This is a genomic window from Rhodococcus koreensis (genome assembly GCF_017068375.1).
In the GTDB taxonomy this organism is placed as follows: Bacteria; Actinomycetota; Actinomycetes; order Mycobacteriales; family Mycobacteriaceae; genus Rhodococcus_F; species Rhodococcus_F koreensis.
This window is the reverse complement of sequence record NZ_CP070610.1, coordinates 1,130,423-1,156,799: the sequence shown is the minus strand read 5'-3', so window position 1 is coordinate 1,156,799 and position 26,377 is coordinate 1,130,423. Positions and strand designations below refer to the sequence as shown.

Annotated in this window: 26 protein-coding genes and 6 pseudogenes; 18 read left to right on the top strand and 14 right to left on the bottom strand. The window is 64.9% G+C overall.

Features of this window, described 5'->3' with window-relative positions; genetic code table 11:
* The first annotated feature begins 126 nt into the window (after positions 1-126).
* Both JWS14_RS46220 and JWS14_RS46215 read left to right on the top strand, forming a co-directional pair.
* Positions 127-1,914: an AMP-dependent synthetase/ligase gene (locus JWS14_RS46220; RefSeq protein ID WP_206016867.1), complete on the top strand. Its 1,788-nt coding sequence runs from the start codon at positions 127-129 to the stop codon at positions 1,912-1,914.
* Between the two features lie 520 nt (positions 1,915-2,434).
* The gene (locus JWS14_RS46215) at positions 2,435-3,094 is read left to right on the top strand and encodes a TetR/AcrR family transcriptional regulator (RefSeq protein ID WP_206016866.1); all 660 of its coding nucleotides are present in this window, start codon (positions 2,435-2,437) and stop codon (positions 3,092-3,094) included.
* Between the two features lie 432 nt (positions 3,095-3,526).
* Here the strand turns inward: JWS14_RS46215 and JWS14_RS46210 are convergent, their stop codons facing one another.
* Positions 3,527-3,886: a hypothetical protein gene (locus JWS14_RS46210; RefSeq protein WP_206016865.1), complete on the bottom strand. Its 360-nt coding sequence runs from the start codon at positions 3,884-3,886 to the stop codon at positions 3,527-3,529.
* A 331-nt stretch (positions 3,887-4,217) separates the two neighbouring features.
* Here JWS14_RS46210 and JWS14_RS46205 point away from each other — a divergent pair, with 331 nt between their 5' ends.
* The 12 genes and pseudogenes from JWS14_RS46205 to JWS14_RS46160 all read left to right on the top strand — a co-directional run bounded on the left by JWS14_RS46205 (position 4,218) and on the right by JWS14_RS46160 (position 12,795).
* Positions 4,218-4,733, top strand: a complete 516-nt coding sequence (locus JWS14_RS46205) for a tautomerase family protein (protein WP_206016864.1) — start codon at positions 4,218-4,220, stop codon at positions 4,731-4,733.
* A 111-nt stretch (positions 4,734-4,844) separates the two neighbouring features.
* Positions 4,845-5,762, top strand: a complete 918-nt coding sequence (locus JWS14_RS46200) for an alpha/beta hydrolase (protein ID WP_206016863.1) — start codon at positions 4,845-4,847, stop codon at positions 5,760-5,762.
* 54 nt (positions 5,763-5,816) lie between these two features.
* Positions 5,817-6,101: pseudogene (locus tag JWS14_RS46195) on the top strand (tautomerase family protein); the annotation flags it as partial.
* A 2-nt stretch (positions 6,102-6,103) separates the two neighbouring features.
* Positions 6,104-6,589 (top strand): tautomerase family protein, encoded by a 486-nt coding sequence (locus JWS14_RS46190; RefSeq protein ID WP_206016861.1) that lies wholly within the window; start codon positions 6,104-6,106, stop codon positions 6,587-6,589.
* Positions 6,590-6,701: 112 nt separating this feature from the next.
* Positions 6,702-6,938 carry a hypothetical protein gene (locus tag JWS14_RS46185; RefSeq protein WP_206016860.1) on the top strand — a complete coding sequence of 79 codons (237 nt, stop codon included), beginning with the start codon at positions 6,702-6,704 and terminating at the stop codon, positions 6,936-6,938.
* A gap of 73 nt (positions 6,939-7,011) precedes the next feature.
* Positions 7,012-8,796, top strand: a complete 1,785-nt coding sequence (locus JWS14_RS46180) for an AMP-dependent synthetase/ligase (RefSeq protein ID WP_206016981.1) — start codon at positions 7,012-7,014, stop codon at positions 8,794-8,796.
* Between the two features lie 204 nt (positions 8,797-9,000).
* A pseudogene (locus JWS14_RS52080) lies at positions 9,001-9,448 on the top strand (MBL fold metallo-hydrolase); the annotation flags it as partial.
* 467 nt (positions 9,449-9,915) lie between these two features.
* Positions 9,916-10,737, top strand: a complete 822-nt coding sequence (locus JWS14_RS46175) for an MBL fold metallo-hydrolase (RefSeq protein WP_206016859.1) — start codon at positions 9,916-9,918, stop codon at positions 10,735-10,737.
* A complete protein-coding gene (locus JWS14_RS46170) occupies positions 10,734-10,925 on the top strand; it encodes a hypothetical protein (protein WP_206016858.1) in 192 nt (63 codons plus the stop codon). Before JWS14_RS46175 ends, JWS14_RS46170 begins: the two co-directional genes overlap by 4 nt.
* A gap of 15 nt (positions 10,926-10,940) precedes the next feature.
* A pseudogene (locus JWS14_RS52075) lies at positions 10,941-11,168 on the top strand (enoyl-CoA hydratase-related protein); the annotation flags it as partial.
* Positions 11,169-11,185: 17 nt separating this feature from the next.
* A complete protein-coding gene (locus JWS14_RS52070) occupies positions 11,186-11,611 on the top strand; it encodes an enoyl-CoA hydratase-related protein (protein ID WP_206016857.1) in 426 nt (141 codons plus the stop codon).
* Between the two features lie 266 nt (positions 11,612-11,877).
* Positions 11,878-12,795, top strand: a complete 918-nt coding sequence (locus JWS14_RS46160; RefSeq protein ID WP_206016856.1) for an alpha/beta hydrolase — start codon at positions 11,878-11,880, stop codon at positions 12,793-12,795.
* Between the two features lie 297 nt (positions 12,796-13,092).
* Here JWS14_RS46160 and JWS14_RS46155 read toward each other — a convergent pair whose 3' ends face one another.
* Complete coding sequence (locus tag JWS14_RS46155; protein WP_206016855.1) at positions 13,093-13,710, bottom strand: TetR/AcrR family transcriptional regulator; 618 nt, start codon at positions 13,708-13,710, stop codon at positions 13,093-13,095.
* 188 nt (positions 13,711-13,898) lie between these two features.
* Between JWS14_RS46155 and JWS14_RS46150 the strand changes: the two are divergent.
* A pseudogene (locus JWS14_RS46150) lies at positions 13,899-14,285 on the top strand (MBL fold metallo-hydrolase); the annotation flags it as partial.
* A gap of 142 nt (positions 14,286-14,427) precedes the next feature.
* Here JWS14_RS46150 and pntB read toward each other — a convergent pair.
* From pntB to JWS14_RS46110, 9 genes and pseudogenes are all read right to left on the bottom strand, one after another.
* Positions 14,428-15,846 carry a Re/Si-specific NAD(P)(+) transhydrogenase subunit beta gene (gene pntB, locus JWS14_RS46145; protein WP_206016854.1) on the bottom strand — a complete coding sequence of 473 codons (1,419 nt, stop codon included), beginning with the start codon at positions 15,844-15,846 and terminating at the stop codon, positions 14,428-14,430.
* Between the two features lie 5 nt (positions 15,847-15,851).
* Positions 15,852-17,372 (bottom strand): Re/Si-specific NAD(P)(+) transhydrogenase subunit alpha, encoded by a 1,521-nt coding sequence (locus JWS14_RS46140; protein WP_206016853.1) that lies wholly within the window; start codon positions 17,370-17,372, stop codon positions 15,852-15,854.
* On the bottom strand, positions 17,369-17,500 hold the full coding sequence (locus tag JWS14_RS51345) for a hypothetical protein (protein WP_259376155.1): 132 nt from the start codon (positions 17,498-17,500) through the stop codon (positions 17,369-17,371). The genes JWS14_RS46140 and JWS14_RS51345 overlap by 4 nt, the downstream gene beginning before the upstream one ends.
* Positions 17,501-17,505: 5 nt before the next feature.
* On the bottom strand, positions 17,506-18,741 hold the full coding sequence (locus tag JWS14_RS46135; protein ID WP_206016852.1) for an acyl-CoA dehydrogenase family protein: 1,236 nt from the start codon (positions 18,739-18,741) through the stop codon (positions 17,506-17,508).
* Entirely contained in the window at positions 18,741-19,769 is a 1,029-nt protein-coding gene (locus JWS14_RS46130; RefSeq protein ID WP_206016851.1) for a phosphotransferase family protein, read from the bottom strand. Before JWS14_RS46130 ends, JWS14_RS46135 begins: the two co-directional genes overlap by 1 nt.
* Positions 19,770-19,806: 37 nt before the next feature.
* The gene (locus JWS14_RS46125) at positions 19,807-20,571 is read right to left on the bottom strand and encodes an SDR family oxidoreductase (protein ID WP_206016850.1); all 765 of its coding nucleotides are present in this window, start codon (positions 20,569-20,571) and stop codon (positions 19,807-19,809) included.
* Positions 20,568-21,266 (bottom strand): HAD family hydrolase, encoded by a 699-nt coding sequence (locus tag JWS14_RS46120; RefSeq protein WP_206016849.1) that lies wholly within the window; start codon positions 21,264-21,266, stop codon positions 20,568-20,570. Before JWS14_RS46120 ends, JWS14_RS46125 begins: the two co-directional genes overlap by 4 nt.
* Positions 21,232-21,990: an SDR family oxidoreductase gene (locus JWS14_RS46115; protein ID WP_206016848.1), complete on the bottom strand. Its 759-nt coding sequence runs from the start codon at positions 21,988-21,990 to the stop codon at positions 21,232-21,234. Before JWS14_RS46115 ends, JWS14_RS46120 begins: the two co-directional genes overlap by 35 nt.
* Before the next feature lie 12 nt (positions 21,991-22,002).
* A pseudogene (locus JWS14_RS46110) lies at positions 22,003-22,191 on the bottom strand (acetyl-CoA acetyltransferase); the annotation flags it as partial.
* Between the two features lie 56 nt (positions 22,192-22,247).
* Between JWS14_RS46110 and JWS14_RS46105 the strand changes: the two are divergent.
* Positions 22,248-22,406 (top strand): annotated as a pseudogene (locus tag JWS14_RS46105) (helix-turn-helix domain-containing protein); the annotation flags it as partial.
* Positions 22,407-22,616: 210 nt separating this feature from the next.
* Here JWS14_RS46105 and JWS14_RS46100 read toward each other — a convergent pair.
* Positions 22,617-23,309, bottom strand: a complete 693-nt coding sequence (locus JWS14_RS46100) for a VOC family protein (protein WP_206016847.1) — start codon at positions 23,307-23,309, stop codon at positions 22,617-22,619.
* 150 nt (positions 23,310-23,459) lie between these two features.
* On the opposite strand from JWS14_RS46100, the gene JWS14_RS46095 reads away from it, so the two are divergent.
* Entirely contained in the window at positions 23,460-23,738 is a 279-nt protein-coding gene (locus JWS14_RS46095; RefSeq protein WP_206016846.1) for a transposase, read from the top strand.
* 298 nt (positions 23,739-24,036) lie between these two features.
* Here JWS14_RS46095 and JWS14_RS46090 read toward each other — a convergent pair whose 3' ends face one another.
* A complete protein-coding gene (locus JWS14_RS46090) occupies positions 24,037-24,228 on the bottom strand; it encodes a hypothetical protein (protein ID WP_206016845.1) in 192 nt (63 codons plus the stop codon).
* Between the two features lie 68 nt (positions 24,229-24,296).
* Between JWS14_RS46090 and JWS14_RS52065 the strand changes: the two genes are divergently transcribed.
* Positions 24,297-24,923 (top strand): integrase core domain-containing protein, encoded by a 627-nt coding sequence (locus JWS14_RS52065; RefSeq protein ID WP_206016844.1) that lies wholly within the window; start codon positions 24,297-24,299, stop codon positions 24,921-24,923.
* Positions 24,924-24,957: 34 nt separating this feature from the next.
* Here the strand turns inward: JWS14_RS52065 and JWS14_RS46080 are convergent, their stop codons facing one another.
* Positions 24,958-25,998 carry an NAD(P)-dependent alcohol dehydrogenase gene (locus tag JWS14_RS46080; protein WP_206016843.1) on the bottom strand — a complete coding sequence of 347 codons (1,041 nt, stop codon included), beginning with the start codon at positions 25,996-25,998 and terminating at the stop codon, positions 24,958-24,960.
* Positions 25,999-26,377: the final 379 nt, after the last annotated feature.

Here is a 26,377-nt window from a genome sequence, read left to right as displayed (position 1 = left end):
GCTCTCGACCGCGAAGGAAGAGCGCCCACGGTGCCCTCACTCCCCCTACCACTCACGGTATTGACGCGGTAGTGATCGCTCTCTATCGTAACGGCCGTGGCAATAAGCGAGAGGCAGACATCACACATGCAGGCAACCAGCACCGCCAACACACCTACCGGTGAGGCATTCGAACGCGCGCTGCACGCGCACACGCTGTGCGAGGCGTTCCAGATCACCGCGGCCGCCTACGCCGACCAGGTTGCCGTGCGCACCGCCGAAGGCAGTGTCTCGATGACTTACGGCAATCTCGCCGAGCGGGTGCGTCGGGTCGCGGCCGGTCTCGCGGCCCTCGGCCTCAAACGCGGGGACACGTTGGGCATCATGCTCACCAACCGGCCGGAGTTCCACATCGTGGACCTCGCTGCCATGCACCTCGGCGCCATTGCATTCTCGATCTACAACACCTCGGCGCGCGATCAGATCGAGTACCTCTTCGCCGACGCCGGCAACCGCATCGTCATCACCGAGCGTGCGTTCGTCGACCGCCTGACCGCCGTCCGGGACGGCGGCACACCGATCGATCACATCATCGTCGTCGACGGCGCACCGGACGGCACACTCAGCCTCGAGGAGGTGGAGACCGGCGGCGACCCGCAATTCGACTTCGAGGCGACCTGGTCGGTGGTCGGCCCCGACGACCTCCTCACCCTGATCTACACCTCCGGCACCACGGGTCCGCCCAAGGGCGTGGAGCTCACCCACCACAACATGATGACCAAGATCCGCGCTCTACAGCAGATATTGCCCGTCACGCCGGGTGGCCGCACCATCTCGTTCCTGCCCGGCGCGCACATCGGCGACCGGTGGAGCGGACACTATTCACCCCTGGCAGTGTGGGGCTTCACGGTCACGACGTGCGCGGACGCGCGCAAGGTGATGGAGATCGTGCAGCGGATTCACCCGACGGCGTTCCTACTGGTACCGCGCATGTGGGAGAAGGCGAAGGCGGCCGTGGAGGCGGAAATCGACGCCGACCCCAACGTAGCGCGCCGCACGCTGACGCGCTGGGCCATCGATACTGGGATCAAGAAAGCCCGCGCCGAGCAGGATGGCCGGGCCGCCCGCCCGTTACTCGACCTGCAGGCGAAAATCGCCGACACGCTCGTCGGCTCGAGGATCCGCCGCAAGCTCGGGCTGGACCAGTCCGAATGGTTCCTCACCGGATCCGCACCCACGCCGCGCGACGTGTTCGAATTCTTCGCAGCCATCGGAATCCAGATCTGCGAACTGTGGGCCATGAGCGAGACCTCATGCGTCATGACCGTCAACCCGACGGACCGCAACCGGGTGGGCACGGTCGGAGTACCGATCCCCGGACTCGAGGTCAAGCTCGCTCCCGACGGAGAGCTCCTCGTGCGCAGCCAGACCGTCATGAAGGGCTACCGCAACAAGCCCGAACAGACCGCCGAGGCCATCGATTCCGAGGGGTGGCTGCACACCGGCGACATCGGGACGATCGACGACGACGGCTACGTTCGGCTGGTGGACCGCAAGAAAGACATCATCATCAACGCGGCCGGTAAGAACATGTCGCCCGCGAACATCGAGACCTGGCTCAGATCCTCGAGCCCCCTGATCGGCCAGGCAGCGTGCATCGGCGACGGCAAGCCGTACAACGTCGCCCTGATCACGCTCGACCCCGACGGCGCCGCCGGGAAAGCAGCAGACGACCCCACCACCATCGCCGAGGTCGCGGCCGGTGTGGAACTCGCCAACAGCCACCTCTCCCGCGTCGAACAGATCAAGAAGTTCACAATCATCGACGAATACTGGCTACCCGGCAGCGACGAACTCACCCCCACCATGAAGATCAAACGCAGAAACGTCGCCACCAAGTACGCCCCACAGATCGAAGAACTCTACGCAAAATAAGAATGGGAACCTGGGGCCGTGGATCAACTGGCCCCAGAGCGAGAGTCGAGCATAAAGTCGTCTCCGCTGGCTTCTTAGCATCCGTCGGGAAGCAGTGACCAATGAGAGTCGAATCTAGACTTGTTTGTGCACGACAGTGAGAGCGGTGCGGTGGGCAACCGCCCGAGGTCGGCGGTCTGCTGTTTAAATCCGCTCGACCCCGCGCAAGCTCGGTGCCGACCACAGAGTTCTCGTCGATACGATGGGAACATCGCGAGCAAGTACATCGAACACGTCGTAGCCGCGTTAATAACTAAATCTCAAAGGTTTAGCGTGGTCGTTCCGAACCGGGCGGCAACCCGCGACTGCCGATCACCCTCGGTCACAAAAAGTTCAATCCATGGATTGACAGACACCTTCATCATGTCCCGTGCGCTTGGCAGGAAGGCGGGTGTTGAGGCGACGGCGCGCTTGACCGCAGTGATCAGACCCATTGCTCTCTCGGCATGCATGAGATGCACTGGGCGCCATCTGGCCAACCATGAAAAGGGAGAGGGTGCCTGTGACCGAATGCACTGCTCGTAGGCCACCGCTAACACGCCGGGGCATCCGCACCCGCGGAGTCCTTGTCAACGCCGCGCGCGTCGTGTTCGAGCGCGACGGCTACCTCGCCGCACGGCTCACCGATATCACTGCCGAGGCCGACTGTTCCATCGGGACTTTCTACACGTACTTCAATGACAAGGAGGAGATTTTCGCCGCCGTCATGGAAGCAACGAAAAACGAGATGCTCGACCCCGGGATGGAACACGTCGATGAGATCGATGACCCGTCCGCGATAATCGAGGCGAGCAATCGTGCCTACTTCGAGAGTTACCGCCGTAACGCAAAGCTCATGCAGCTGCTCGAGCAGGTGGCAAGTATCGATCCAGATGTCCGGGAATTACGACAGTCTCGCAGCCAGGTCTTCGTCGAGCGCAACGCTTCTGGGATCAAGGATCTCCAGCAGCGAGGTCTCGCCGATCCCGAACTCGATCCCGTGATGGCCTCGCGCACGCTTTCTGGTATGACGAGCCGGATTGCGTTCTCCACCTTCGTGCTCAACGAGAAAGTCGACTTCGAAGTGCTCGTCTACACAACAACTCGGTTGTGGTGCAATGGATTGCGCATCGCGGATCACCTCTGCAGAGCTGGCGTCTGACCATGTGAGGCATGGCGGCCTGTGACAGTCGCCGCGCCACGTCCACCCACTTCTACACGGCACGCAGAGGCCGCGGTCACATTAGGGTACGGCTTGAGCACTTGCAGCGGCGCGTTGCTGCCGTGATCGCGAGAGGGCAGAAATTGCCGCCGGTGTGGAAATCGCCACAGTCACCATTCACGCGTCCAATAGCTCAAAAAGTTCAAGGTAGTTGACGAGCAATGGATGCCCGGAAGCGACGAACTCACCCCCACCATGAAGATCAAACGCAGAAACGTCGCCACCAAGTACGCCCCACAGATCGAAGAACTCTACGCAAAATAACCATCGGACGAGCGACGCTCGAGGGGGAGCGTGCTTCGCCGTGGGGGAGCTGTGGCGTCCCGACCCAGGCGTTGGAGATCAGCTTCTCCTGTGGGTGAAAGTAGTTCGTCAGAAACGACTGCAGCGCCCATGGCCCAGGCGATCCCGGCGGGTTGCCGTCGTCGTGGACACCGGTCGGTCCCGAAGAATCTCGACGCCGCGTCCTTCGGCCAGCCAATTCGACACCGGCACATTGCTTTTCCGCAGTTCGCTCGACTCTGTGCACCAAACGCCCTCGCGCTGAGGCTTCCTGCATTCGGCGGCCACGGCGGCCACGGCGGTCGCTGGTGGCCGCCGAGGTGTCTCACCGCAGCGCGGCGGTGTCGTTATCGATGCGAGTTCGTGGAACCGCAGGATCGCCACAAGTTCGGGCAGAATCGAGGCTGGCCCCTTGCCGGCGAACGTACCCGACACCGTCCACTGGAACATCAGTGCCGCAATTCCTTTCGGTCCGTACCAGGATGCGCGGGCCGGTCGGGGGTGTGACGATTTCCTCCGCCAGCACCGGACTCCCCTGCACCCTGCGGGTAGTGACACCGGCTTTGTGTGATGAAGTCAACGCACACCATTGACAAGAGAGATTGCTCACTCTACCGTTGAGAGCGTGCTGCAGGGAGCTGACCGGCCCCCGATCATCAGCTCAGCACAAGCGCACCATGGCGGAATCCGCGAGACGAATTCATTCCCGCCGAGCGTTTCAGACGCGCCGGCGATATGCCGTTTTGCATTTACCCGCCCATCAAGTAGAAGGAGCACCCCCATGCCGCTCTGGCAGCTGTTCACCCCGAAGAATGCGTTCACATCCGAAGAAAAGAGCGATCTCGCCCAACGGATCTCCGATATCTACTCCGGCCCTCGGGCGAAGGGGACCCTCGGTTTCGAGCTGCCGCGGTTCTACACCACGGTGGTCTTCCACGAGATCGACGCGGACTCCTTCTTCGTCGGCGGCAAGTCCCATCAGAAGTTCGTCCAGGTTGAGGTCGTCCACATCGCCCGCACCAACGAGGGGGCCGCGGCGCTCATGGGGATCTCCGTTGAGGAAATCCTTGCGAACTACTTCGGGTCGGTCAGCGAGGTGCTCAAGCCGTACATCGAGGACCGTGGATACGAGGTGGAGTTCCACATCGAGACGGCGCCGTTCGAGACCTGGAAAATCGACGGCATGACGCCGCCGCCCCCGGAGTCGGCCGCTGAGCGGCGCTGGTTCGAGGAGAACCGGAGCTCGCCCTACGACGCCAAAGAACTGAACAACGACCCGCGGGTCGCGACTGCCTGAAACAGGCCGCGTCTCACCCACCAAACCTGACCAAGAACCGGGGTGCGTGCCGCGGCACGTACCCCGGTTCTGACCAAGCAATCCACATGACAGTTACTGAGGGAGAAGCCGATGCGTGAAGATATCGAGTTCGACGCTGAAGGCGTGACGCTGCGCGGCTGGTTCTACAAGCCTGACGACGCGTCCCGCGAAGTGCCCTGCATCATCTTGACGCACGGATTTTCGTGTACCAAGGAGATGGGTCTCGAACCCTTCGCCGAGGCGTTCACCGCCGCGGGGTTCGCCTGCGTGGTCTATGACCACCGGGGGTTCGGTGCCTCGGGCACGGCACCGGGCAAGCCGCGGCAGGAGATCGACCCGTGGGATCAGATCCACGACTGCCAGCACGCGATCACCTACGCGCAGGGCCGGCCCGAGGTCGACGCCTCGCGGATCGGCGTGTGGGGTTCCAGCTACGCGGGCGGCAACGCGTTCGTGGTCGCGGCGATCGACCGCCGCGTGAAAGCCGTATGCGGTCAGGTGCCTGGGGTCTCTATGCGGCGCACATTCGAGGCGAACGTGCCCGAGGAGTTCTGGCAGGCGGCATGGGACGGGCAGGCCGCCGATCGCCTGGCGCGAGCCCGAGGAGAGGCACCGGCGATGATTCCGGTGGTCACCGCGGACCCGACGCAGCCGGCAGCCCTGCCGACGCCCGATGCCTACGAGTTCTTCTCTGCCTACGAGGGGACCGCGTGGCGCAACGAGGTGACGATGCGCTCGTTGGAGCTGAACTACGAGGCAGGCCAGTTCCTCAAGTTCGTCGCTCCTACCCCGCTACTGATGGTGGTTGCCGAAGACGACAACGTTGTGACGCCGGCCGAGTGGGCAAAAGAAGCCTACGAGACCGCGGCAGAACCCAAACGCCTCGTCACGATCCCCGGCGGCCACTTCGACGCATACACCGGTCACCCCTTCGAGCTCTCGTCGGGCGCGGCACGCGACTGGTTCCTCGAACACCTGGCGCAGAAGGTCGCCCCGGCATCGGTCTGACATCTAGGGCCTCCCCCGCTGCGGTCCTGTCAATAAGCGGGTACGGAGCGGGACTACGGCTGGGAAATGATCATCAGCGAGTTGCCGGCCGATCTGTGGAAGATCGACGGGTTCTCCCCGCCACCGTTCCGCTCGCCGGCGGAGAGGCGGTGGCGGCAGGACAACAACCCGAGCGCTGCGACGGCAACTACATCGGTGCATGAGGCCCTCGACAAGATGCCCAGCGTCTTGCGATGTCGCGGCGAGCGCGGTCGGCATCCTGAATTACAAGGTTTCGTCCGATCTGGGCGTGGCCACCACAAGGGTGAGCACTCGTTTCACAATCAAAAGGAGAAATAGTCATGCCGTTTTGGAGAATCCACCACCCCGTTGGGGCCTACACCGACCAGGACAAGGAGGACTTCGCGAAGGCCATTACAGCTCGCTACGCGGCAGAAATGCCGGCCTTCTACTGCGACGTGTTCTTCTACGAGGTGGAGAAAAGGAACGCGTTCAGGGGTGGCGAGGCCGACGGCAACTTTGTTCGCATCCAGGTGGAACACATCGCACGAGCGATAGACGGCAAGGTGATGCAGGAGTTCATCATGGACATGCTGACCGAGACCATCAGGCCTTGGCTCGACGGCCGGGGACACGATTGGGAAATAAGCATCGGGGAGATGCCGGCCGAGCTGTGGAGGGTCGACGGGCTCACCCCGCCGCCGTTCCGCTCACCGGCGGAGAAGCGGTGGATGAAGGACAACAAATCATCCCCGTACGACTGGACCGAAACGGTCGGTCTTAACGCGGATGGCCAGATCGTGGGGTTGGTCGATCCCAGGGGCTGAATACCTAGCGACCCACAGTCTGACCAACGCTCCGTAATCCCGGCCCGGGTCTCTGTGCCACCCAGAGACCCGGGCCCTCGGTCCGTTCGAGCAGCTCGGAAGGCGAAAACCAATGCCCTACGTCCCCTTCAACCCGTCCACCGGTAGGCAACTGCTCACGTTCGAGACCACCAAGGATGCCGACCTGCCCGTAAGTCTGGGTGCGCTTGATTGGTCGTGGCCGATGTTCGAGTGTGAGGCGAAAGTTGGACCGATCATGACTTTCCCGGCTCCGCGCAGGCTCGACTCGGACCGCTCGTCGGACATCGCGTGGTCGGTAGCCCGGACGTTTGCGCTGGCGGGGTCATGACACAGTCGGCATTGAAATGATAGGGATCGTTCTCTACTGTAAAGGTGATCACATGGAGAGGCAGAAATCACACATGCACGTACTCGAAGTCGCCAACGATCCCGGCGAGGCGTTTACTCGGGCGCTACAGGCCACGACCCTCTGCGAGGCGTTCCAGATCACTGCCGCTGCGCGGGCCGACCAAGTCGCTCTTCGCACTGTCGACGGAGGCGTCTCACTGACGTTCGCCGCACTTTCGGAGCGAGTCCGTCGCCTGGCGGCCGGCTTGGCGGCGCTGGGTGTTCGCCCTGGGGACACCGTGGCAATCATGCTCACGAATCGGCCGGAATTCCATATTGTCGACCTGGCCGCGATGCACCTCGGTGCCCTGCCGTTCTCGATCTACAACACCTCGGCACCCAATCAGATCGAGTATCTGTTCAGTGATGCCGGAAACCGGGTTGTGATCACCGAGCGAGCGTTCGTCGACCGTCTCGTGGCCGTGCGCGATGGTGGCACTCCGCTCGACACGATCGTCGTGGTCGACGGCGCACCGGAGGGGACGCTCAGCCTCGAGGACGTGGAAGCTCAGGGCGACCCGGACTTCGATTTCGACGCAGCGTGGTCGGCGGTCGGTCCTGATGACCTCCTGACACTCATCTACACCTCAGGCACCACAGGCCCACCCAAGGGTGTAGAACTCACTCACCACAACCTGATGAGTCAAGTTCGCGCGCTTCAAGAAGCAATGCCCACCACACCGGGCGGTCGCTTCGTCTCCTTCCTTCCCTCCGCGCACATCGGTGATCGGTGGGGTGCGCACTATTGCGCTCTGATGATCTGGGGATTCACAGTCACGCCACATCCGGTCGGCGGCGAGATACTGGACGTCGTGGAGCAGCTGCGTCCGACGGTGTTCCAGCCGGTGCCCCGTATCTGGGAGAAGGCCAAGGCCAAAGTGGAGGCTCAGCTCAAGGCCGACCCCAACTGGGCACGGCGCGCACTGCTGCGCTGGGCCATCGACATCGGGATCAAGAAGGCACAGGCCGCACGCGACAACCGTTCTCTCGGCAATATCTTCGACATACAGGCATCGGTCGCGGCCGCGCTGATCGGTGACAGGTTTCGTCGAATGCTGGGCTTGGAGAAAATAGACTGGGTCCTGTCTGGATCGGCCCCGACTCCCCGCGACGTGTTCGACTTCTTCTCGGCAATCGGTATTCCCATCTGCGAAGTGTGGGGCATGAGCGAAACGTCGCTTGCCATAACCATCAGTCCGCGCGACGCCATCCGGGAGGGCACGGTGGGGCTACCCCTGCCCGGAATCGAGGTGAAAGTCGCCGAGGACGGGGAGCTGCTCGTCCGTGGGGCGACAGTCATGCGTGGCTACCGCAACAAGCCCGACCAGACCGCCGAGGCGATCGATAAAGACGGGTGGCTCCATACCGGTGACATCGGGACGATCGACGAGGACGGCTACGTGCGAATCGTCGATCGCAAGAAGGAGATCATCATCAATGCGGCCGGTAAGAACATGTCCCCGGCGAATATCGAGTCACGGTTGCGGTCGAGCAGCCCGTTGATCGGGCAGGTCGCCTGTATCGGTGACGGACGGCTGTACAACGTCGCGTTGATCACCATCGACCCCGACGCAGCTGCCGGGAGATCGGCAAGCGATCCCGCCGTTATCGCCGAGGTTGCAGCCGGGGTCGATCTTGCAAACTCTCAACTTTCCAGGGTGGAGCAGATCAAGAAGTTCGCGGTGGTCGAGGATTACTGGCTGCCCGGAAGTGACGTGCTCACACCCACGATGAAGATCAAACGCAGGAATGTCGCGACAAGGTACGCCGCTCAGATCGACGACCTCTACTCGACATAGACGTGCCCGGCACGAGGGGGGCGACGCTGAACGCACGAACACCCGTCGACGAACGAGTCGTGCCGGTGGTGACTTCCAACCTGAGAAGGGCAGTTTCATTCTGCCGCTCCACCTTCGGTGACTTGTCACCATTCCGTCCGACGGGCACTGTGACGCAACATCACGAATAGGCTTATGGGGTACGAGCTTCTCCGGCGCGCATGCCATGGTCATTTCAGCCTCGGGATCGGTCCTCTGATGGAACGGTTTCCCGAAGGGAAATGCATTGGGCTGTCGCACATCGTGGAGGCAATAAAGAGACTCGGACGAGACGTCAGGCGTTGCAGGAGGTCGCGACAACCACGCCGAACAGTGGGCACAGATGTTCGGCGACACGAGCGTGACAGGTGCCGCACTTCCCGACCGTTCGACGGTGACACCTTCTTCGTCGACGGGTCACCACTGAAGATCATCGGGGTGGAACAAGCCGACATCAGTCCTACTACGATCGTGCACATACGGCCATCGCCGCTGTTGTGGCCGGCGACGCGATCTATAACGAGATCCATCCTACCGAGCATGCTGCCGTCGGCTTCAGCGAGTGGCTGTCGGTCATCTACGGAGACCGGGGCGTACGGGTGAGCTGCATTTGCCCGATGGGGGGTCAATACCGACATCCACAACAGGGCACTCGGTGCATCGGACGAGGCGTCGCAGCTCGGGGCGAAGGTGGTGGGTAAGCCGGAAAGGTCTTGCAACCCCGAGATGTCGCGGATTGCGCTAGCGGCGATCGAAGAGGAAACGTTCTTGATCCTCGACATCCCGAGGTGCTCGAGTACTGCCGGCGCAAGGTATCTGACTACGGCCGTTGGCTTGGTGGCATGCGGCGCCCTCAACGTACGCGGCTGCCGATCGGTTCGGCCCAGCCCGACCCTTGCGCCGCATTATGGTAGCGAGTATTCTCTCTCGTGGTATGAGATGCCCGGCGGCCTGACTCGGTAGAGCGCCGCCCAACCCGCAACCTGGAGGAATCTCGTGGATATTGACGCTAAATCGCCGGACGCAAGTTCGGAATCGACGCCAGCCGTGCCCCCGATCCGCGCAACGGTGTACGCCGGTCGCTGGCCCGAGATCCCGCCTATGTTTCCCGGAATAGAGACCGGGACCTTTCCGCCCGCCACCTCCACCATCGTCAGCGGCCCGACCGAAGCAGTTCTCATCGACGCCCAGTACCTCAAGGACGACGTCCGAGACCTCGGCGACCTCATCGAGCGCACAGGCAAGACCCTCACCACGATTTACGTCACGCATGGGCACCCTGATCACTATCTCGGTATTGGTCCCTTGAAGGAGCGGTTCCCCGAGGCGAAGTGCGTTGCGCTGCCGCATGTCATCGAGGCGATCAAGGAGTCCAGGGTCGAGAATGCCGAGCTATGGGAATCGATGTTCGGCGACTCCAGCGTCGCCGACGGCGCGCTTCCCGAACCGATCGAGGACGACACGTTCTACGTCGACGGCTCCCCACTGAAGATCATCGAGGTCAAGCAGGCCGATACCAGCCCGACCACGATCGTCCACATCCCGGCGATCGATGCTGTCGTGGCCGGTGACGCCATCTACAACGAGATCCACCAGATGCTGGGCCTGTCGACGCCCGACGAGTGGCAGGAGTGGCTCGAGACCGTGGACCTCGTAGAGAAGCTCAACCCTCGGATGATCGTGGCCGGCCACCGCCGGCCCGACGGCGACGATTACGCGGTCGAGACGATGATCGCGCAGACCCGCGCCTACATCCAGCAATTCGCAGCCGCGTACGAGGTTGCGAAGGACGCCGAGGATCTGATTGCAATCATGATGGAGAAGTTCCCGTACCACGGCCAAGTTTGGACTCTGTGGTTCTCCGCCTTCAATGTCTTCGAGCTGCGCAACGCGAATAGCTCAGAGGCAGAAACCGTTCGGTGACCACGGCGCCGGTCGCTGCGGACGGGTCCGGCCAACGCGTCATGGACGCATCCACGATGAGCACTGCGCACGCAGAGCGGCCCCTTGATGCCGGCGACGGCGCAATCACCGTGGAGAAGGACGGGGGCGTCCTACTCATCGGCATCGACCGGCCGGCTAAACGGAATGCGCTGACACCGGGTCTGTGAGCACGCCTGGGTGAGGTGTACTCATATTACGAGTCGAGCGACGCGCTGCGATGCGCCGACTTGTTCGGGCACGGAAAGGCGTTCTGCGCGGGCGCTGACCGCAATGAAATCAAAGACACCGTGGACATCGCTGACGCCAGCAGTGATCGAATGGATCCCTTCCAGTTGGCTGGACCGACATTGTCCAAGCCGTTGGTCGTAGCCGCCCACGGGGCCTGTGTTGGTTCGGGTTTGGAACTGGCGCTCGCCGGCGACTCATCGTGGCGGAACAAGCTACGAAGCTGGGGCAACCCGAAGCGCAACGCGGAATCTTCGCCTTCGGTGGCGGCTCGGTACGGTGGCCGCTTCGCGTCGGATGGGGCAACGCCCAGCGGTACTTGCTCACCGGCGATCTTCTCGACGCGCGCGAAGCATGGCGGATCGGATTAGTGCAGGAGGTCGTTCCTCGAGGTGCCGCACGGGACCGTGCCGCTGTACTGGCCACGGTGATCGCATCTTCGGCACCGCTGGGGGTGCGCAGCACCTTGGCCGTTGGACGCCGCGCCGTCTACGAAGGAGCAACTGCCGCATTCGAAGAGCAAGCGCGATGCCGATCGGAGATCATGCGGTCAGCTGGACGCCGCAGAAGGCATTGCATCGTTCGAACGACGCCCCGCACGCTATACGGGGATATGAGTGGCTCCTAGCGCAGCATGATGCGCTGCTTCTCCGCCGACTGACGGTACTGGATGGCCGGCCGCCCCCGGAGTCGGCCGCTGAGCGGCGCTGGTTCGAGGAGAACCGGAGCTCGCCCTACGACGCCAAAGAACTGAACAACGACCCGCGGGTCGCGACTGCCTGAAACAGGCCGCGTCTCACCCACCAAACCTGACCAAGAACCGGGGTGCGTGCCGCGGCACGCACCCCGGTTCTGACCAAGCAATCCACATGACAGTTACTGAGGGAGAAGCCGATGCGTGAAGATATCGAGTTCGACGCTGAAGGCGTGACGCTGCGCGGCTGGTTCTACAAGCCTGACGACGCGTCCCGCGAAGTGCCCTGCATCATCTTGACGCACGGATTTTCGTGTACCAAGGAGATGGGTCTCGAACCCTTCGCCGAGGCGTTCACCGCCGCGGGGTTCGCCTGCGTGGTCTATGACCACCGGGGGTTCGGTGCCTCGGGCACGGCACCGGGCAAGCCGCGGCAGGAGATCGACCCGTGGGATCAGATCCACGACTGCCAGCACGCGATCACCTACGCGCAGGGCCGGCCCGAGGTCGACGCCTCGCGGATCGGCGTGTGGGGTTCCAGCTACGCGGGCGGCAACGCGTTCGTGGTCGCGGCGATCGACCGCCGCGTGAAAGCCGTATGCGGTCAGGTGCCTGGGGTCTCTATGCGGCGCACATTCGAGGCGAACGTGCCCGAGGAGTTCTGGCAGGCGGCATGGGACGGGCAGGCCGCCGATCGCCTGGCGCGAGCCCGAGGAGAGGCACCGGCGATGATTCCGGTGGTCACCGCGGACCCGACGCAGCCGGCAGCCCTGCCGACGCCCGATGCCTACGAGTTCTTCTCTGCCTACGAGGGGACCGCGTGGCGCAACGAGGTGACGATGCGCTCGTTGGAGCTGAACTACGAGGCAGGCCAGTTCCTCAAGTTCGTCGCTCCTACCCCGCTACTGATGGTGGTTGCCGAAGACGACAACGTTGTGACGCCGGCCGAGTGGGCAAAAGAAGCCTACGAGACCGCGGCAGAACCCAAACGCCTCGTCACGATCCCCGGCGGCCACTTCGACGCATACACCGGTCACCCCTTCGAGCTCTCGTCGGGCGCGGCACGCGACTGGTTCCTCGAACACCTGGCGCAGAAGGTGGTCCCGGCACCAGTCTGAGATCAGTGTCTATAATCGCGGCGGCCTCACTTCGTTCCCCCAGCAAGGCGCGGGCACGAGGAGAGGTCGCCGCGATGCTCGCGCCGCGTCGGAACCGTGCGCCGACCGTAATCTATGGCTCGCTCGTCGTCGCCGTCGGTGCCGGATCGATTGTCCAGCACGGACCCAACCCGTCGTGGCAGGCCTGCAAACATCCCTGCCCGACCGGGGCCGTACGCCGCGAGGGCGACGTGCCCCGCTCCAGACGCGCCGGTACGGGACAGTCCGAAGCGCCCGGCGACTACCTCCTGCTTCGGATCAGTCCGCTACCGCAGAGTCGCGTACGTCGTCGCCGGTCGAGGCGGCCGCCAGCGCGGCGTCGATCAGGGCCTCGGCAGCCGAACGGGCGTACGTGGCGCCCGAGGAATCTTGATACAGGGCCGCGGCCGCGGCCGCACCGTCCAGCAGCACCGTCAGCTGGATAGCGAGTCCCGCCGGATCAGGCACCCCGGCCTCGGCCGCGAATTCGGCGAACATTTGCCGTCCCGCATCCTTGTAGCGGCGCGCGATCTTCGTGACCTCATGGTCCGGTGACGCCATCTCGACGGTCGCGTTGATGAAGGGACAGCCCCGGAACTCTCCCTTTTCGAGCCCTTCGACGATGATGTCGAAGGTCGCCAGCATCTTCTCCCGCGGCGAGGACGCACGTCGCGCGAGCTCGCTGGCGACCTCCTCGGCATTACGCTCGCCGCGATGCTCGAGGTATGCCGCGGCCAGCCCATCCTTCGAGCCGAAGTGGCGGTAGAGCGTCATGATCGGCGTCTGCGCCTCGTCCAGGATGCGGTTGATCCCCACAGCGCGGATGCCCTCCTTGAAGAAGAGATCATCCGCGGCCTTCAGGAGGCGATCTCGCGGGGAGATTTTCGTTGCTGTCATGCCACCATCTTAGCGAGCGAGCACTATCTCACACAGTAAAGAGAGCGCTATATCACATATCGAATGTGTCAGCCGCACGTGCGGGGCCCGTTGCCGTATGGGGCCGGACCGCCCCGGGCGCTCCGGCTGACGGATCGGGCAGTCACCCCGCACCCTTGCCCAGCCTGTGATAGAGACTACTCTCCCCCATGGACCGGTTCCCGGATGCGAAGTGTGTCGCGCTGCCCCATGTCGTCGAGGCCCTGATGGAAAACATGGAGGAACACCGACAGCAGTGGGCGATGCTGTTCGGCGACGCCTGCGTCTTCAGCGATGCGCTCCCCGACCCGATCGAGGGTGACACGTTGTACGTCGACGGTTCACCACTGAAGATCATCGAGGTCAAGCAGGCCGACATCCACCCGACCACGATCGTGCACATCCCGGCGATCGATGTCGTGGTGGCCGGTGACGCCATCTACAACGAGATCCACCAGATGCTCGGCCTGGCGACGCCCAAGGCGTGGCAGGACTAGCTCGAGACCGTGGACCTCGTAGAGAACCTCAACCCTCGGATGATCGTGGCCGGCCACCGCCATCGACGTGATCGACGCCGAACGGAACTCCGAGTCCGCCCGACACAAACGTCCCGATGCAGCTGATGGACTCGAGCGTGAGCGCCCATTGCAGGGCCCCCATTCACCCGATCGGTTCGGCGGCGTCACACGTCCCCGAAGGTCACAACACGCTGAGGATGTCGTCGACCCGCTGCTTCGCATCACCGAACAGCATCTGGCTGTTGTCGCGGAAGAACAGGGGGTTCTGCACCCCGGCGTAACCGGCGGCCATCGAGCGCTTGAACACGATGACATCGTTGGCATTCCACACCTCGAGCACCGGCATCCCGGCGATGGGTGACGACGGGTCCTCGGCCGCGGACGGGTTGACGGTGTCGTTGGCGCCGATGACGAGAACGACGTCGGTGTCGGGGAAGTCGTCGTTGATTTCGTCCATCTCCAGGACGATGTCGTAAGGCACCTTCGCCTCGGCGAGCAGTACGTTCATGTGGCCGGGTAGGCGCCCGGCGACCGGGTGGATGCCGAAGCGCACATCGACACCCCTCGCCCGCAACTTCGCGGTGAGATCGGCGACCGGGTACTGCGCCTGCGCGACCGCCATGCCGTAGCCCGGGGTGATCACGACCGACTTCGCGCCGGCGAGCAGCTCCGCCACGGCGTCCGCCTGGATCTCGCGGTGCTCGCCGTAGTCGACGTCGTCCGCCGGTCCGGCCACCACGCCGAACCCGCCGGCGATCACCGAGATGAAGGAACGGTTCATCGCCTTGCACATGATGTAGGACAGGTAGGCACCGGAGGAGCCGACCAGTGCGCCGACGATGATCAGCAGGTTGTTGTTGAGCAGGAAGCCGGAAGCCGCTGCCGCCCAGCCGGAGTAGCTGTTGAGCATCGAGACGACGACCGGCATGTCGCCGCCGCCGATGGACGCGACCAGGTGCCAGCCCAGGGCAAGCGCGAGGAGCGTGATCACGATCAGAAGCCACAGCTGCGGGTCGATGACGAACCGCACGGTCAGGGCCGCGAAGACCACGAGCGCGCCGAGGTTGATCACATTCTTGCCCGGCAATACCAGCGGCGCCGACTTGATCCTCGCCGAAAGCTTGAGGTAGGCGACGATCGAGCCCGTGAAGGTGACCGCGCCGATGAACACGCCGATGAAGACCTCGGCACTGTGGATGCCGAGCAGTCCGGCGGCCTCGAGCACCGCCGACTCGTGGCCGCCGGGGTGGTTCTCGACGTGCAGGTAGCCGTTCCAGCCGACGAGCACGGCGGCCAGGCCGACGAAACTGTGCAACAGCGCGATCAGCTCCGGCATGCCCGTCATCTCGACCCTGCGGGCCAACGTGATGCCGATGGTGGCGCCGAGGATGACCGCGACCACGAGCAGGACGGCACCGAGGCCGTCGACACCGCCATCGAAGGCCAGCGCGGTGGTCGCGACCAGCGCGACCGCCATGCCGAGGGTGCCGAAATAGTTGCCGAGCTTGGCGGACTCGTGCCGAGCGAGCCCCGCGAGCGTAAGCACGAAGAGGAGGGCGGCGACGAGAAAGGCCGCCACGGATGCAGAAGATATGTCCATGCCGGTCAGCTCCTAGAAAACATGGCGAGCATGCGACGCGTGACCGCGAACCCGCCGAAGATGTTGATGCAGGCCAGCAGGACTGCTACGAACGAGATCACCGTGATCGCGGTATCACCCTTGCCGATCTGCAGCAGAGCGCCGACGACGATGATCCCGGAGATCGCGTTGGTCACCGACATGAGCGGGGTGTGCAGCGCGTGGTGCACGTGCCCGATCACGTAGTAGCCGATCACGATGGCCAGCGCGAACACAGTCAGGTTCAGCTGGAGCTGCGCCGGTGCGACGCCGATCAGCAGGAACAGGACCGCAGCCGCGGCCGCGACGACGCCGAGCCGCTTGCCCGAGCTCATCGGCGCCTTCGGTTCGGCGGCGGGGACAGTTGCCGCGGCGGGCGTGCGGGGTGAGGCCGAGACCTGCACGGGCGGCGGCGGCCAGGTCGACTCGCCGTCCCGCACGACGGTGATGCCACGCTGCACGACGTCATCGAAGTCGAGGACGAGCTCCCCGTCCTTATCGGGCGTGAGCAGCTTGAGCAGGTTGACGATGTTGGTGCCGTACAACTGTGACGCCTGGGCGGCGAGCCGGCCTGCCAAATCGGTGTAGCCGAGGATCCTCACGCCGTTGTCGGTGACGACGCGCTCATCGGTCTTCGTCAACGCGACGTTGCCGCCGTTGGCCGCAGCCATGTCGACGATCACCGAGCCGTTGCGCATGGCGGCGATGGTCTCCTCGGTGATCAATTTCGGGGCGGGGCGACCCGGGATCAGCGCGGTGGTGATGACGATGTCTGCCGCACGCGCCTCCTCGTCGTACATCGCCGCGGTGGCGATCTCCTGCTCGACGGTCATCTCCTTGGCGTAACCGTCGGCGCTGACCTCGGCCTCGAAGTCGATCTCGACGAACTCCGCGCCCATCGACGCGACCTGCTCGGCCACCTCGGGGCGCACGTCGAAAGCACGCACGATCGCGCCCATGGCGGACGCCGCACCGATCGCGGCGAGTCCGGCGACGCCCGCTCCGACGACGAAGACCCGCGCGGGCGGAATCTTGCCTGCCGCGGTGACCTGCCCGGTGAACATCCGGCCGAACTCGTGGGCGGCCTCCACCACGGCGCGGTAGCCCGCGACGTTCGCCATCGAGGACAGCACGTCCATCGACTGTGCGCGTGAGATCCGCGGCACGGCGTCCATCGACAGCGCCGTGATCGGGCGCTGCGCCAGGTCCGCGACGATTTCGTCGTCCAGCCGCGGGTTGAGCATCGCGATCAGCGTGGCTCCCGGCTGCAACCGGTCCCGCTGCGCGAGCGTCGGTGGGTTCACCCCGATGACCACGTCGGCCGCGAGCGGATCCCTCAGCTCGGCGCCCGCCCCGGCGTAGGCGCCGTCGGCGAAACCGGCAGGTTCGCCGGCACCGGGCTCGACCACCACCTGGTAGCCGAGCTTCTGCAGCGCGGCGACAGTGGTCGGCGTTGCCGCGACCCGAGTCTCCCCGGCACGCGCCTCCTTCAGCACTCCGACGATCATCGCGTCTCCCCCACCGTGAGGTCGACGAGGCCGACGAGCGCGGCGTCGGACCGGGACCGCAGCAAGTCCAGTGGTTCCTCCGCGGCTGGGTCGTGCTCGGCGAGGAACTCTTCCACTTGCTGCCGCATGCCGACTATGACCGTGCCTCTCGGCTCGCCGACTGGCGCCGGATTTCGCTCTTCGCCAAGGCGTTCTTGTGGACCTCGTCGGGCCCGTCGGCGAACCGCAGCGTGCGGATGCTTGCGTACATGGCGGCCAGAGGGAAGTCCTGCGAGAGCCCGCCGGCGCCGTGCACCTGGATCGCCTTGTCGAGGATCCACTGCACGGTGGTCGGGGTGGCGATCTTGATCGCCTGGATCTCGGTGTGCGCGCCCTTGTTGCCGACGGTGTCCATCAGCCAGGCGGTCTTGAGAACCAGAAGGCGCAATTGCTCGATGCGTACCCGGGATTCGGCGATCCAGTCCCGGATCACGCCCTGGTCCGAGAGCGGCTTGCCGAAAGCGACGCGTCCCTCGGCGCGCTCGCACATGAGCTCGATGGCGCGCTCGGCGATGCCGATCGACCGCATGCAGTGGTGGATCCGGCCGGGGCCCAGCCGCGCCTGCGCAACGGCGAACCCCTGGCCTTCGCCGCCGATCAGGTTCGTCGCCGGGACGCGGACATCGGTGAAGGAGAGTTCGGCGTGGCCGCCGTGTTCGTGGTCGTCGTAACCCATGACGTGCATCCCGCGAAGGATCTCGAAGCCCGGGGTGTCCCGCTCGACCAACAGCATCGACTGCTGTTGATGCCGGGGCGCCGTCGGGTCGGTCTTTCCCATCACGATGAAGATCCGCGCATTCGGGTTCATGGCCCCGGTGATCCACCACTTGCTCCCGTTGATGACATATTCGTCACCATCACGGACGATCGACGTACCGACGTTGGTGGCATCGGAGGAGGCGACGTTCGGTTCGGTCATCGCGAAACTCGACCGGATGTCGCCGTCCATGAGCGGCCGCAACCAGCGCTCCTTCTGCTCGGCCGTGCCGAACATGTGGAGCACCTCCATATTGCCGGTGTCCGGCGCCGAACAGTTCATCACCGCAGGCGCGAGTTGCAAGCCCCGACCGGAGATCTCCGCGAGCGGGGCATACTGCAGGTTCGTCAGACCCGCGCCGTCCGCGCCGGGCAGGAAGAGGTTCCACAACCCACGGGCTCGGGCCGCGTCCCGCAATTCCTTGAGAACGGGGACCGAATCCCACGCCCACTTGTTGTCGAGACCGTCCAGCTGTCCGTGGAAGACCGCCTCGGCGGGTTCGATGTGGGTGTCCATGAAATCGAGCAGGTTCTCACGCAGCTCTCGCGTACGTCCGTCGTATTCGAATTCCATCAGGTGTTTTCCTTCAGTGCGTTGAGGCCTGCGTCGAGCAGCAGGTGGACCGATTCGCCGATCCGGTCGAAGCCGTCGCCGACGGTCTGGCCATGGAGGTGGCGGTAGTGGATGCCCTCGAGGATCGCGGCGAGCTTGAAGGCCGCGAGGCCGAGGTAGAAGCCGAACCCGGAGAGGTCGCGGTCGCTGCCGCGCGAGTACCGCTCGATCACCGCACGCTCGTCGAGGAACCCGGGCGCAGTCGACACATTGCCCGCCGAGTCGCTGTCGGCGTCTGCATCGAGTCGGAAGTAGACGAGCATCAACGCCAGATCTGTCAGCGGGTCACCGAGCGTGGCCATCTCCCAGTCGAGGACGGCGACCACCTGGTCGGCGTCGTCGACCAGGACGTTGTCGAGCCGGAAATCCCCGTGCACAATGCCGGCGGCGGACTCGGCCGGCACCGTCTCCGCGAGTCTGCGATAGAGCTCGTCGGCGGCGGGCAGGTCACGGATGTAGGACGCGTCGAGCTGTTTCTTCCAGCGGGCAACCTGGCGACCGAGGAAACCCTCAGGGCGGCCGAAGTCACCGAGACCGACCGACGCCGGCTCGACCGCGTGCAGCGCGGCGAGCGAGTCCACCAGGCGTTCGGAAATCGTGCGGGTCCGCTCGGGGCCGAGCAGTTCGAGCTCGGACGCGGTCCGGTACGGCGTACCGGCGCACCGCTCCATGACATAGAAATCCGCGCCGAGCACCGCAGGATCGGTGCACAACGCGAAGGTCCGTGGGACCGGTACCCCGGTGTTCTGGAGCGCCGACATGACCCGGTACTCGCGGTTCATGTCGTGTGCGGTCGCGAGCACATGACCGAGCGGTGGCCGACGGACGATCCACTCCTGCCGGCCGTCGGTCACGATGTAGGTCAGATTCGACCTCCCACCGGCGATCAGGGTCGCCCGCAGCTCGCTGCCGGAGCCCGGGATCTCGGACGCGAACCACGCGCCGAGGACGTCGAGATCGAGGCCGAGGGGCGTCTGTGCGGTCGCCATCACGGTGCCACCAGTGCGAGGACGCCGTTGAAGACCTTCATGCTTTCGGCCCTCCCGCGATGTAGAGCACCTGACCGGAGACGAAACCGGCGCCCTCGCTGGCGAAGAACGACACCGCGTGCGCGATGTCGGCCGGTAAGCCGCCGCGCCCGACGGGGATCTCCTTCACCGCGAACGCTCTGAAGTCGTCGAACGACAGGCCCATCCGCTCCGCGGTGGCCTTGGTCATCTCGGTCTCGATGAACCCTGGCGCGATGGCATTCGCGGTCACGCCGAACTTGCCGAGCTCGAGGGCCACCGTCTTGGTGAAGCCCTGGATCCCCGCCTTCGCTGCGGCGTAGTTGACCTGCCCGCGGTTGCCGAGTGCGGAGGTGCTGGACAGGTTGACCACGCGGCCCCAGTTCGCCTTGGTCATGTAACCCTGCACGGCACGGGTCATGAGGAAAGCGCCACGCAGATGCACGCTGATCACCGAGTCCCACTCGGTCGCGGTCATCTTGAACAGGAAGTTGTCGCGGATGATGCCGGCGTTGTTGACCAGGACGGTCGGTTCGCCCAGCTCGTCGGCGACCCGCTCGACCCCGGCCTGCACCGCCGCCTCGTCGGCGACGTCGACGCCGACCGCAAGTGCCCGGCCCCCGGCCGTCTCGATTTCCGCCACAACGGTTTTACAGGCGGTCTCGTCGAGGTCGAGGACGGCAACGGCGAGGCCGTCGGCGGCGAGGCGCTGTGCGACACCGGCTCCGATGCCGCGGGCCGCTCCGGTCACGATGGCGGTCCGGGTCGTGGTGGGTGTGGTCATGCGGGCACTCCTGTGGGGTGGGGATTGAGGCTTGGCACCAGTTCGGCCAGGGCGGCGCGCGTCGACGCGTGGTCGATGTGCAGCAAGGATTGGAGGCCGGCTGCTCGCGCACCGACCAGGTTGGGCTCGGCGTCATCGATGAAGAGCACCCGGTCGGCGGGTACGCCGAGTTCGTCGAGGGCCAGTTCGTAGATGGCGGCGTGGGGTTTGCGCAGTCCCACCTCGCAGGAAATCACGACCGGATCGAACAGTTCGTCGATCCGTGCGCGCGGGTAGGTGTTGCCCCAACTGTTGGAGAGAAGGCCGACCTCGAGACCGGCTTCGCGCAGGGTTTCGACCAATTCGAACATCGCCGAGTCGGCCTGCATGCCCGCGAAGAGCCGGCTGAGCATCCCGTCCGGCGTGACTACGCGCCCGTCTGTGGTCTGCAGTTCTGCCGCGAGCAGCGCCTCGAAAGCCGCGACCGGGAGCACACCGGTCTCCAGCCGATGGACCGGCGTGCCGTCTGCGGCATCGCGGGACATGCAGGCGCGCAACGTACGTGAGAACGACTCGGGCTCGATTCCGTCCGCGGCCAGCCAGGCCGCAATCGAGTCCCGCACCGGACCGGTGAGTACGCCGCCGTAATCGAAGAGGACCGCATCGACTCCTCGGGCCGGCTTACTCACCGACACTCGCGAGACTGAGACCGCCATCGATCACGACGGTCTGCCCGGTGAGCCAGGCGGCGTCACCGGAGAGCAGGAAGGCGACGGCGCTGCCGATGTCTTCGGGCACGCCGAGTCGCTTGAGCGGGTACCCCTCGGTGACCGCGTCCTCGCGGCCCTCGTACAGCTTGGTGGCGAAGCGAGTCTTCACCACGCCCGGAGCGACGCCGTTGATCCGGATGTCCGGCCCGAGTTCAACTGCCATCAATTCGGTGAGCGAGTTCAGCATGGCCTTGCTGGCGCCATAGAATCCGATCCCGGGCGACGTACGAATGCTGGAGAGCGACGACACGTTGACGATCGCACCGCCGTGGTCCTTCATCCAGGCCTTGTGCACCTGCTGGACCCAGGAAACCGCGGCGATGCAGTTGACCTCGACGATCTTCCGGGCAGCCGCCAGGTCGAGGTCGACGAGCGAACCGTAGACGGGGTTGATCCCGGTGTTGTTGACCAGGAAGTCGATGCTGCCGAAGGTCTCGACCGCCTGCCGCACCGCGTCGCCCTGGTGGTCCGCGTCGTCGGCGCGGCCCGCGACGGCGAGCGCGACGTCCGGACCGCCGAGGTGGGTCACGGCCTCGTCCAGTGCCTCTTTCTTGCGCGCCGTGATGACGACGCGGGCGCCGTCGGCGACCAGCCGATCGGCGATGGCGAGCCCGATACCACGGCTCGCTCCGGTGACGAGCGCGGTCTTACCCTCGAAACGCTTGTTCATGTCAGTTTCCTCTCACTTCAGACGTTCGATGACCATGGCCATGCCCATACCGCCACCGACACACAGGGACTCGACACCGAAGCGCTTGTCGTGCCACTGCAGGGAATTGATGAGCGTGGTGGCGATGCGGGCTCCGGTCATACCGAACGGGTGGCCGACGGCGATTGCGCCGCCGTTGACGTTGAGCTTTTCCAGCGGGATACGTTGCGGAGGCAGCCGGGACAGCTCCCTCCCGCGCCGAAACGTCGCGCGCCCGCTTGCTCGAGGCCGCGGTCACCGCGTTCGCCGAGAAGGGTTTTCACGGAACCACGCCCCGTGACATCGCTTCGGCGTCCGGCATGAGCCCGGCGGCGCTCTACGTGCACCACAAGTCGAAAGAGGAGTTGCTCTACCTGATCTCCAAGGAGGGACACGACGACGCCTCGCGGTGATCCGCCGACTGCGGCGAGAGATCGACGACGAGATCCGCGCTCTTGTCGCGCGCGGGGTCGATGGCGGCGAGTCCCGACCGGTCCGCTGCGCCATCGGGCCCGTTGCCGCCGGGTAGTCCGATCATTCGGGCCATGCACCCGACGTGGCCGTGCCGGCGCGACCCGATGTCGCTGCCGGCCCGGCCGTGTCCGGGTTCACACGTACACGAAGTGGAAGTCGCCGATCGAGGCGTCGGCAGTTACTCCGGCGATGTGGAAGGCGGCGATACCGTCGCGCTCGCCCGGGACGAAGCGGAGCTCGCCGCCGTCGAGCGCGATCCGGTCACCATCGGCATCCACACCGAGGGCGGTTGCCCATGTCTTCGCCAGCGCAGCGGGCTCGCGGGCGGTCAAGGTCGCTCCGGTCACGCGGCCCGGACCGAGCTCGGCCGGTGCCGTTGCGATCCATTTCGGGCCGGCCCAGCGCCACGACTCCGGCAGCTTCATCGAGTCGATCGCCACGATCGCGCCCGGCAAGTCGCCGGGGTGGAGATGAATGTCGTGGTCCCCGTCGCGTTCCAGGTCGTAGACGGTGCGCAAGCCGAGCTGGTCGATTCGCGTGCGGGCGGCGGCGATGTCGTCGACCTGGAACATGACCATGTAGAAGCCGTCACCGCCGAGGCGCTCGAGATGGCGGCCGGTGGCGGACCCCTCCTCGGACGGCGAGATCACCTCGATGAACGTGTCACCGAGCGGCATGACCGCGTTGGTAATTCCGAACTGTGCGACCTCGGGATCGTTGAAGGGGTCACCGAGTGGGAGCTGAGCCCGCAGCGCCTTGACGGCAGCTTCGCGGTCGTGGGCAGCAAGTACGGCTTGACGGATTCGGGGCAGGGAGGAAGTTGTCATAATCGAACTATAGCAAGCGCTCTCTATCAACGGAAGGGGTTGTCGGCCCCTCATCGCCGCGCGACGGACCTGGCGTGTCCCCGGTGAGCGGGCCCACCCTGTTTGAGAGTCTTTGTGCCCGTGAACTTGGCGGATAGGACGATGGAGAACATGGCTGGACGGAAGCGGAACTCCGCAGTGGACATCGTGCGCAAGCCGCCGTGCCGACGAGCTCCTGCTGCAGGTAACACGCAGGAGGAGATCGCCGCGGAGCTCGAGGTGTCGGCAGCGACGCCGTACAACATGCGCCGCCAGTACGGCGGGATGGACACCGACGCAGCGAAGGAACTCGAGGAGCTGCGCGAGCAGAACAACAAGCTCGAGCGGCTGCTCGCCGAGACAGAGCTGAAGAAGGACCCGCTGCGGGAGGTAGCGAAGGGAAAATTCTGAGCCCAGCCGCCAAGCGCCGCGCTGTCGCCATACTCCACGATGAGCATGTCGAAGCGATTGGCGTGCAGTGCGGTTGGGCTCGCCCGATCCACCTACGCCCGAACACCTCGCTCAGACACCAGCAGACGCCGATGCCGCTTCGAGAGCGACGCTGCGCGAATACGCCCACACGCATCCGTTACATGGTTTTCGTCGCACCTGAGGCACGATCAACGCGCTGTGGTGAACGAGAAGAAGGTCCACCGGCAGTGGAAGGAAGAAGGCCTTCGGGTTCGCGCCTCAGGCACACGGTCCGGTGTCAGCTGCGTGCCCGCAGATCGAAGCCGACACCCCGCATGCGGTGTGGGCTGTGGATTTCCAGTTCGCCTCCACCATCGACGGGAAAGGCGATCAAGATCGCCTCGATGATCGACGAGCACACGGGGCAGTCGCTGCTGAACATCGTGGAGCGTTCGATCACGGCGCAGCGGTTGACCGACGAGCTGGACAAGGCTTTCGCGGTGTGGGGCGGACCGCCGCAGGTGCGCGGATGGACAATGGACCGGAGTTGTTTCGACTGTGCTGCAGCAGTTCTGCAGGGCTCGGGTAGGAATTTCGTACATTCCGCCCGGGACGCCGTGGAACAGCGGGCACATCGAATCGTTCAATAATCTGCGGAAGGAATGCCTGAACCGGAACCACTGGACGAGCCTGCTCGAAGCTCGGGTGGTGGTCGAGGACTTCAAGGACGACCATAATCATCGGCACCGGCGCTCGTCGCTGGGCTACCTGACGCCGGCCTGGGAGTCCCTCCCGCTTGCGGGGCGTACGCTGCCCCCCACTGCACCCACACCCACCAACCGGTGGACGGGTGCGAGATCGACTGAAACTCACACAATCGTCACTCTAGAACGACGTGATCCGACTATCGGGGACATGCCAGACCGGGTTCCGACGAGGCCGAGGTGCGCCCGGCTCGACCCGTCGGGATCGGCACGACAGCGCCCAAGTCGACGATTGGCAAACCATGTCGGGTTCCCGTCGGCCCACGCGAATGTCCTTGTCTGCGAGGAACTCGCGGGCGTGACCCAGTTGGTGGTCGATGCAGCCACCACGTTCGTGCCATGCCCCGAGGATCGTGTGCGGATACCAGTGTCGCCGCGGACAGAAGAGGTTCCCTCCGTACGGTGTGTGATGTGTGGGTGAACGCCCGCGTTGTCCGGCGGGCGTTCACGTTGGGTCAGTTGAGGGTGGCGGTGTCGATGACGAACCGGTATCGGACGTCGGAGGCGAGGACCCGTTCGTATGCCTCGTTGACCCGGTCGGCGGGGATGACCTCGATTTCGGATCCGATGCCGTGTTCGGCGCAGAAGTCGAGCATTTCCTGGGTCAGGGCGATGCCGCCGATCAGCGATCCGGCGAAGTTGCGGCGTCCGCCGATCAGCGACATCACTCTGAGGCTGAGCGGCTCGGCGGGGACGCCGACGTTGACCAGGGTGCCGTCGACGGCGAGGAGTCCGAGGTAGGCATTGAGGTTGATGGCGGCGCTGACGGTGTTGACGATGAGGTCGAACCGGCCGGCGAGCTGCTTGAAGGTGGTGCGGTCGGAGGTTGCGTAGTACGCGTCGGCGCCGAGGCGGAGTCCGTCCTCCTGCTTCTTCAGCGACTGGGACAGCACGGTGACCTCGGCGCCGAGGGCGTGGGCGATCTTGACGGCCATGTGCCCGAGCCCGCCGAGGCCGACGATGGCGACCTTCTTCCCGGGACCGGCACCCCAGCGGCGCAGCGGGGCGTAGGTGGTGATGCCGGCGCACAGAAGGGGAGCTGCGGCGGCCGGGTCCAGGCTCTGCGGCACGGAGAGGACGTAGTCGGCATCGACGACGACGTGGGTGGAGTAGCCGCCCTGGGTGGTGGTTCCGTCACGGTCTACGCCGGCGTAGGTCGGGACGTGGCCGTCACTGCAGTACTGCTCGTCGCCGTTGCGGCAGTTGATGCACTGGCCGCAGGAGTTGACCATGCAGCCGACGCCGACACGGTCACCCACCTTGTGGCGTGTGACATCGGTGCCGACCTCGGCGACGACGCCGACGATCTCATGGCCGGGCACGACCGGGAACGGTTGCGCGCCCCAGTCGCCGTTGACGGTATGGATGTCGGAGTGACAGATCCCGGCGTACTGAATCTCGATAAGGACGTCGTGGGAGCCGACGTCGCGGCGCTCGATGGTCGTGGGAACCAGCGGCTGGCCCGCGGCGGGAGCGGCGTACGCGTGAACACGCATGGCAATCTTCCTTCTTCTTCGATGGTCGGTTCGGTAGTGAGTAGGGCAGGGTCGCGTCACCGGTGGCGCATCCGTCGATGGGCGAGCACCGGGCGTGCAGGGCCGAGAAGGACTGCCAGATGCTCGCCAGCGTCGTCGGCTCGCTGGCGGTCAAGGTCGCCCCAGTCACGCGGCCCGGACCGATGTCGGCCGGTGCCTTTGCCAGCCATTCCGGCGGCCCAGCGTTACGAGCACTAGGTAGCACTCAGCGTGAACGAGTGTTTGTTCGCAGGTGACGTCGACGCGGGTACGCGTTCGCTAGACTGAGTATCTCCTCGGGGCTGCAGTGGGATTCAGGAATGATGTGCCACAAACGCTCGATGAAGCGGGGCCTTGTAAG